General features: G+C 77.3%; 1 protein-coding gene. It reads right to left on the minus strand.

Annotated features, from left to right (window positions below):
* Positions 1-261: 261 nt before the first annotated feature.
* Positions 262-7,239 (minus strand): SDR family NAD(P)-dependent oxidoreductase (locus AC5L34_RS24015; protein ID WP_494827081.1); only part of this gene is annotated, 6,978 nt, incomplete at its 5' end.

The following is a 7,239-nucleotide window of genomic DNA, read 5'->3' on the forward strand; positions in this document are numbered from 1 at the left end:
CCGACCACGAATTGCTAGACAAATAGCGTTTAAGCCCCCACCAGGTCTTACGCGCCGGACGAAAGGTAATTGTCGCCGGACGGCGGTCACAACCCCTAGCGTGCCCCTACGGGTGCCCCTAGGCGGCGGGGGCGCAGGCTGCGCCGACCCGCCCTGCGAGCGGTCCGGCGCGGCACCCTCGCGGCCTGCGGCCGGGCGGGTGTCCAGGCCCGCCCGGCCGCAGGTGTCACAACCGTCGACAACGGCCGTACGACACCATTTCTAGATGCCCGACAAATTGCCGCCGGGGCCACCCAGCTCGCGGTGGATGAAATCGAAGATCTCGGCGTCGGTGGCGTCGTCGAGGGTGTGCGAGGCCGGTTTCTCCTCGACGGGACCACGCTCGTCGCCCCATCGGGCCACGAACGCCTGGAGCTGCACCAGCAGCTTCTGGCGGGTGAGCCGGTCCGGCGCGTCGGCCGCGAAGACGCCGTCGAGCCGCTCCAGCTCGGCGAGCAGCGGGGCCGCCGCGGTGGCGCCGTCCTCGGCGAGCCGGTCGCGCAGGTGCCGGGCGAGCGCCGCCGGCGTCGGATAGTCGAACACCACGGCGGCGGGGAGCTGGACGCCGGTGGCGGCGCGGAGCCGGTTGCGCAGCTCCACGGCCGTCATCGAGTCGAAGCCGACCTCGCGGAACGCCCGGTCGGGCTCCAGCCCCGCATCCCCGGTGTGGCCGAGTACGGCCGCCGCGAGGCCACCCACCAGGTCGACGAGGACGTCCTCCCGCTCGGCGGGGCTCAGCGGGCGAAGCCGCTCCCGCAGCGCGGCGGCCGCCTCGTCGTCCGCCGGCCGGTGGTCGTCGTCGGCGGGCATCGCCGCGCCCGCCTCGGGGACCCCGGTCAGCAGCGGGCACGGCCGCATCGACGCGAACGTCGGCACGAACCGGTCCCAGCGCACGTCGGCGACCACCAGCGCCGCCTCGCCCCGCAGCGCCTGCCCGAACGCCTCGACGGCCAGTTCCGGGGGCAGGCCCGGCAGGCCCCGCCGGCGCAGCTGCGCCAGCTCGGCCGACTCGGGATCGTCGTGCCACGGGCCCCACGCCACGGCGGTGGCCGCCAGTCCGCCGTGCCGTCGGTTCGCCGCGAGCGCGTGCAGCAGCGCGTCACCGGCGGACTGGCCGGCCCGGCCGCCCGCGCCCCACACCCCCGTCGTGGAGGTGCACAGCACGAACGCGTCGAGCGGCCGGTGGGCCAGCTCGTCGGCGTACCTGGGGACGTCGCCGACGGTGGCGGCGAGGTCGGCGGCCAGGCCGGCGAGGGTCAGCTCGCCCAGCGGCACCGAGCCGGTCTCCGCCGGTACGTGCACGAGCGCGGTCACCGGTCGGCTCTCGGCGGCGAGCTGCTCCATCAGATCACCGAGCTTGCCCGTGGCCGGCTCGGTCAGCGGGAGCACCTCGGCGCCGTGGCGGCCCAGCCAGTCGGTGGTGTGCCGGGCTAGCGTCCCGGTCCCGCCGGTGAGCAGGACGGTGCCGTTCGGCTGGTATCCGTCGCCCGTCGCCGGCCGCCCGGTGTCGCGGACCAGACGCCGGGCGTGTACGCCGGCCTGCCGGACGGCGAGCTGGTCCTCCCCGTCGACGTTGACCAGCGCCGAGACCAGGGCCGCGTACGCCGCCTCGTCGGGGCCCGCCGGCAGGTCGACGACTCCGCCGACGTGCCGGGGGTGCTCCAGGGCGGCGACGAGCCCGAGGCCCCACGTGGTGGCCTGCGTCGGGTGCACGACCGGTTCGTCGTCCACGGCGACGGCGCCGGTGGTCGCCAGCCACAGCGGCACGGCCGGTCCGGAGCGGCCGGTGTGCGCCTGCACGAGCAGCAGGTTCGCCGCCAGGCCGGTCGGCAGCGCGGTCTGCTCCGGGTGCGGCGCCTCGTCCAGCGCCAGCAGGGACAGCAGCGCCGTCGGCTGGTACGCGGCGGCGAGCCGGTCGAGGTCGGCGGCCAGGCCGTCGCGGGTGACCGTGGCCGGGTCGACGGTCAGCACGTGCACCGTCGCGGCGCCGGCCGTGAGGGCGGCGAGCACCCGGTCGGTGACCTGGTGCGGCGGGGCCACCACCAGCCACGTGCCGGGGTCGGCGCCGGTCAGCGCCCGGCGCTCCCAGGTGATCCGGTACCGCCAGCCGGCCAGGGTGCCGTCGAGGCGCTGGCGGCGCCGCCACGACTCCAGTTCCGGCAGCAGCTCGCGCAGCGGCTGGTCCGGGTCGAGGCCGAGGCGGCCCAGGTCGCCGTCGGTGACGGCCCGCCAGAACGCGTCGCCGACCGGGTCGGCGGTCGGCGCCGCGTCGAGGGTCGGCCAGTAGCGCTGCGGCCGGAACGCGTACGTCGGCAGCTCGGGCAGCCGGCGGGGGTCCGGACGGGGGCCGGCCAGCGCGGCGAGCACCGCCGACCAGTCGACGTCGCGTCCGGTGCCGTGCACGACGGCCAGCGCGGAGAGCAGGGCGGTCGGCTCGTCGGCGTTGGCGCGCAGCGCCGCCACGGCCGTGCCGTCGTCGTCGGGCAGCAGGCCGGCGGTCATCGCGGTCAGCACCGCCTGCGGGCCGAGTTCCAGGAAGGTGTCCACGCCCGCGTCGCGCAGCGCGGCGATCCCGTCGGCGTACCGGACGGCCTCCCGCACGTGCCGCACCCAGTAGTCGGGCGTACGGATCTCGTCCGGCCCGGCGAGCCGCCCGGTCAGGTTCGACACGATCGGCAGCAGTGGCGCGGCGAACGTCAGCCCGTCGAGGACGGCCCGGAACTCGGCCAGCATCGGCTCCATCAGCGGGCTGTGGAACGCGTGGCTGACCCGCAGTCGCCGGGTGCGTACGCCGCGCTCCTGCCAGAGCCGCTCCAGCCCGTCGAGGGCGTCGACGGCTCCGGCGAGCACCACGGCGGTGGGGCCGTTGACGGCGGCGACACCGACCCGGTCGGTCAGCCCGGCGAGGGACTCGGCCACCGCCGCCTCGTCGGCGGCGACGGCGAGCATCCCGCCCCCGGCGGGCAGGGCCTGCATGAGCCGGCCCCGGGCGGCCACCAGCGTGGCGGCGTCGGCGAGGGACAGCACCCCGGCGACGTGCGCGGCGGTGATCTCGCCGATCGAGTGCCCGGCGACGTGCCCGGGCACCACGCCGAACGACTCGACCAGCCGGAACAGGGCCACCTCCAGCGCGAAGAGCCCCGCCTGGGTGAACACCGTCTCGTCGAGCAGCGCGGCCTCGGCGCTGCCCTCGGCCGCGAACAGCACCGGCTTCAGCGGCTGCGGCAGCTGGTGGTCCAGCGCCGCGCAGACCTCGTCGAGGGCCGCCGCGAAGACGGGGAACGTGTCGTACAGCTGCCGGCCGGCGCCGGGGCGCTGGGCGCCCTGGCCGGAGAACTGGACGGCGAGGCCGCCTCCGTGCCGTCGGGCGGTGACCAGGGCGGGGTGGTCCTCGCCGCCGGCCAGCGCCCGCAACGCGGCCAGCCGGGTCCCCCGGTCGGCGGCGACCACGGTGGCCCGCCGGCCGAGGTGGGCCCGGCCGTCGGCGAGCGTCCAGGCGACCAGGTCGGCGGGGTCGTCCCCGGTCGCGAGCCGGTCGGCCAGCCGGCCGGCCTGCGCGCGCAGCGCGGGCAGGTCGGCGGCGGAGACCGGCCACGGCAGGGCCACGGCGCGCTGGTCGCGTGGCGCTTCGCCGTGCCCGACGGTCGCTTCGGGCCCTTCCCCGTCGGCGGCGACCGGTTCCGGCTGCGGGGCCTCTTCGATGATCACGTGGGCGTTGGTGCCGCTGATCCCGAACGAGGAGACGCCGGCCCGGCGCGGCCCGTCCGTGGTGGTCCACGGTCGTGCCTCGGTGAGCAGCGCCAGCGTGCCGGACGTCCAGTCGACGTGCGGGGTCGGCGCGTCCACGTGCAGGGTCGCGGGCAGCACCCCGTGTTGCAGGGCCAGCACCATCTTCATCAGGCTCGCCGCGCCCGCCGCCGCCTGGGTGTGGCCGATGTTCGACTTGACCGACCCGAGCCACAGCGGCCGGTCGGCGGGGCGCTCCCTGCCGTACGTGGCCAGCAGCGCCTGCGCCTCGATCGGGTCGCCGAGGGTGGTGCCGGTGCCGTGCGCCTCGACGACGTCCACGTCGGCGGGGGTGAGGCCGGCGTTGTCCAGCGCGTGCCGGATGACCCGCTGCTGCGCGGGCCCGTTCGGGGCGGTGAGGCCGTTGCTCGCGCCGTCCTGGTTGACGGCGCTGCCCCGTACGACGGCGAGGATCCGGTTGCCGCCGCGCTGGGCGTCGGAGAGCCGCTGGAGCAGCAGGACGCCGACGCCCTCGCCCCAGCCGGTGCCGTCGGCGGCCTCGGCGAACGCCTTGACCCGCCCGTCGGCGGCCAGGCCACGCTGCCGGGAGAACTCCAGGAACGCGCCCGGGGTCGACATCACCGTGACGCCGCCGGCCAGCGCGAGGTCGCACTCGCCGCTGCGCAGCGCCTGCGCGGCGAGGTGCAGCGCGACCAGCGACGACGAGCAGGCCGTGTCGACGGTGACCGCGGGGCCGTGCAGCCCGAACGAGTACGCCAGGCGGCCGGAGACCACCGACGCCCCGTTGCCGGTCGCCTGGTAGCCCTCCACCTGGGACCGGGCGCCCAGCAGCAGGGTGGCGTAGTCCTGCCCGTTGGTGCCCATGAAGACGCCGGTCGCGGAGCCGCGTACCCGGTGCGGGTCGATGCCGGCGCGTTCGAAGACCTCCCAGGTGGTGTGCAGCAGCAGCCGCTGCTGCGGGTCCATGGCGAGGGCCTCGCGCGGGTTGATGCCGAAGAACGCGGCGTCGAAGCCCGCCACGTCGTGCAGGAAGCCGCCGCTGCGGGTGTAGCTGGTGCCGACCCGCTCCGGGTCGGCGTCGAACAGGGCGTCGAGGTCCCAGCCCCGGTCGGTGGGCATCGGCGTGACCGCGTCCACCCCGTCGGCCAGCAGCCGCCACAGCTCCTGCGGCGACGACACCCCGCCCGGGAACCGGCAGGCCATGGAGACGATCGCGATCGGCTCGTCGGCCGGCGGCCGGGCCGAGGCCACGCCGCCGGTGGCGGGGCCGCCGTCCGCGCCGACCACGATTTCGGTACGCAGGAAGCGGGCCAGTTCCGCCGCCGACGGGTGGTCGAAGACCACGGTCGACGGCAGGGTCAGGCCGGTGACCCGGCCCAGCCGGTCCCGCAGCTGCACGGCGGCGAGGGAGTCGAAGCCCAGCTCGCGGAACGCCCGGCCGGCCGGCACCTGGTCGGTGGTGGGGTGGCCGAGGACGGCCGCCGCCTCCGCGCGGACGAGGTCGACCAGCAGCGCCTCCTGGCCGGTCGCCGGGAGCGTCGCGAGCCGGTTGCGCAGCCCGTCGGTGGCGGCGGCGTTCTCCGGCCGCTCCGGCTGCTCGGCAACGGCCGGGGCGACCCGGTCGAAGAGGTGGCTCGGCCGCGCGGCGGTGAACGCCGTGACGAACCGGGACCAGTCGACGTCCACGATCACCGGGGCCGCCTCGGGGGCGTTCACCCAGCGGCCCAGCGCCGCGACGGCGGCGTCGGGCGCGAGCGGGCTGAACCCGCGGCGGCGCAGGCCGTCCGCCGTCTCGCCGGCGGCCATGCCGTCTTCCGCCCACGGGCCGTAGGCCAGGGCGGTGGCGGGCAGGCCGGCCGCCCGGCGGGCGGCGACGAGCGCGTCGAGCAGGGCGTTGCCGGCCGCGTAGCCGGCCTGCCCGCCGCCGCCCCAGACGCCGGCGACCGAGGAGAAGACCACGAACGCGTCGAGGTCGCGGCCCCGGCAGGCGGCGTCGAGGTGCACGGCGCCGAGCACCTTGCCGGCCAGGGTCTCCGACAGCTCGCCGTCGGTCACCTCGTACGCCGGGGTGGTGCCGCCGGACGCCCCGGCGGTGTGCACGACGGCGGTCAGCCCGGGCAGGTCCGCCACGAGGGCGTCGACGGCCGCCCGGTCGGTGACGTCGCACGCCACCACCCGCACCGCACCCAGCTCGTCGACCAGCTCCGCCGCGCCCGGCGCCGCCGGACCCCGCCGCGAGGCCAGCACCACCTCGCCGGCCCCGTTGGCCAGCAACCAACGCGCCACGTGCCGACCCAGGGCACCCGTGCCACCGGTCACCAGCACCGTCCCGACGGGCCGCCAACCCGCACCGGCCGGCGGCGCGGCCGGCACCAGCCGCCGGCCGAAGAGGCCGTTGCGGCGGACGGCCACCTGGTCCAGGGTGCCGTCGGCGAGGACCGCGACGAGCCCGGCGCGGGCGCCGCGGTCGGCGCGGTCGGGCAGGTCGATCAGGCCGCCCCAGCGGTCGGGCTGTTCGAGGGCGACGACCCGGCCCAGGCCCCAGGCCAGGGCCGCCCAGACGTCGCCGGCCCGCTCCCCGGCCGTGACCGGGATGGCGGTTCGGCTCAGCGCCCACACCCGTCCCGGCAGGCCGGTGTCGGTCAGCGCCCGGGTGAGGGTGAGCAGGGCGGCCGCGCCGGCGGGTACCGCCGGGGTGTCCGCCAGGGGCCGGTCCTGCCGGGGCAGCACGCAGAGCACCCCGGCCCAGCCGTCGGCACCGATTCGGCGCAGCCGCTCGCCCAGGTCGGCCCGGGTGAGGGTGGGCGGCGCGGTCAGCAGGTCGACCCGCGCGCCCGCCTGGGTCAGGGTCTTCGCCACGCCCGCGTCGGCGCCGCCGTCGACGGTGACCACCAGCCACCGTCCGGACAGCCCGGTCGCCGGGGCCGGGCGCACTGGCTGCCACGCGACCCGGTACGACCACCCGTCCAGCGCGGTGTCCCGGGACCGGTGCTGACGCCAGCGAGCCAGGAGCGGCAGGGCCGGGCCGAGGGCGTCCAGGTCCTCGGTGTCGTCGCCGAGTTCGGCGGCGAGGGCGGCCAGGTCGCCCCGCTCGACGGCGGCCCAGAAGTCGGCGTCGCCGCCGTCCGGGGCGGTCTGCTTCGCGGGCGTGCCCTCCGGCCAGTAGCGCTGGTGCTGGAAGGCGTACGTGGGCAGGTCCACCCGCCGCGCTCCGGAGTCGGCGAACCACTGCCGCCAGGTCACGGGAACGCCGTGGACGTGCAGCTCGGCGAGGGCGTGCAGCAGCGCGTGCGCCTCGGGCCGGTCCCGGCGCTGCACGGCGACGGCCAGCACGGCGTCGTCGTCGGGCAGCACGTCGCCGGCCATCGCGGTCAGTACGCTCTGCGGCCCGATCTCCAGGAACGTGTCCACCCCGGCGGCCCTCAGGGCGGTCACCCCGTCGGCGTACCGGAC

The sequence above is a fragment of the Micromonospora sp. ZG13 genome, assembly GCF_059359355.1.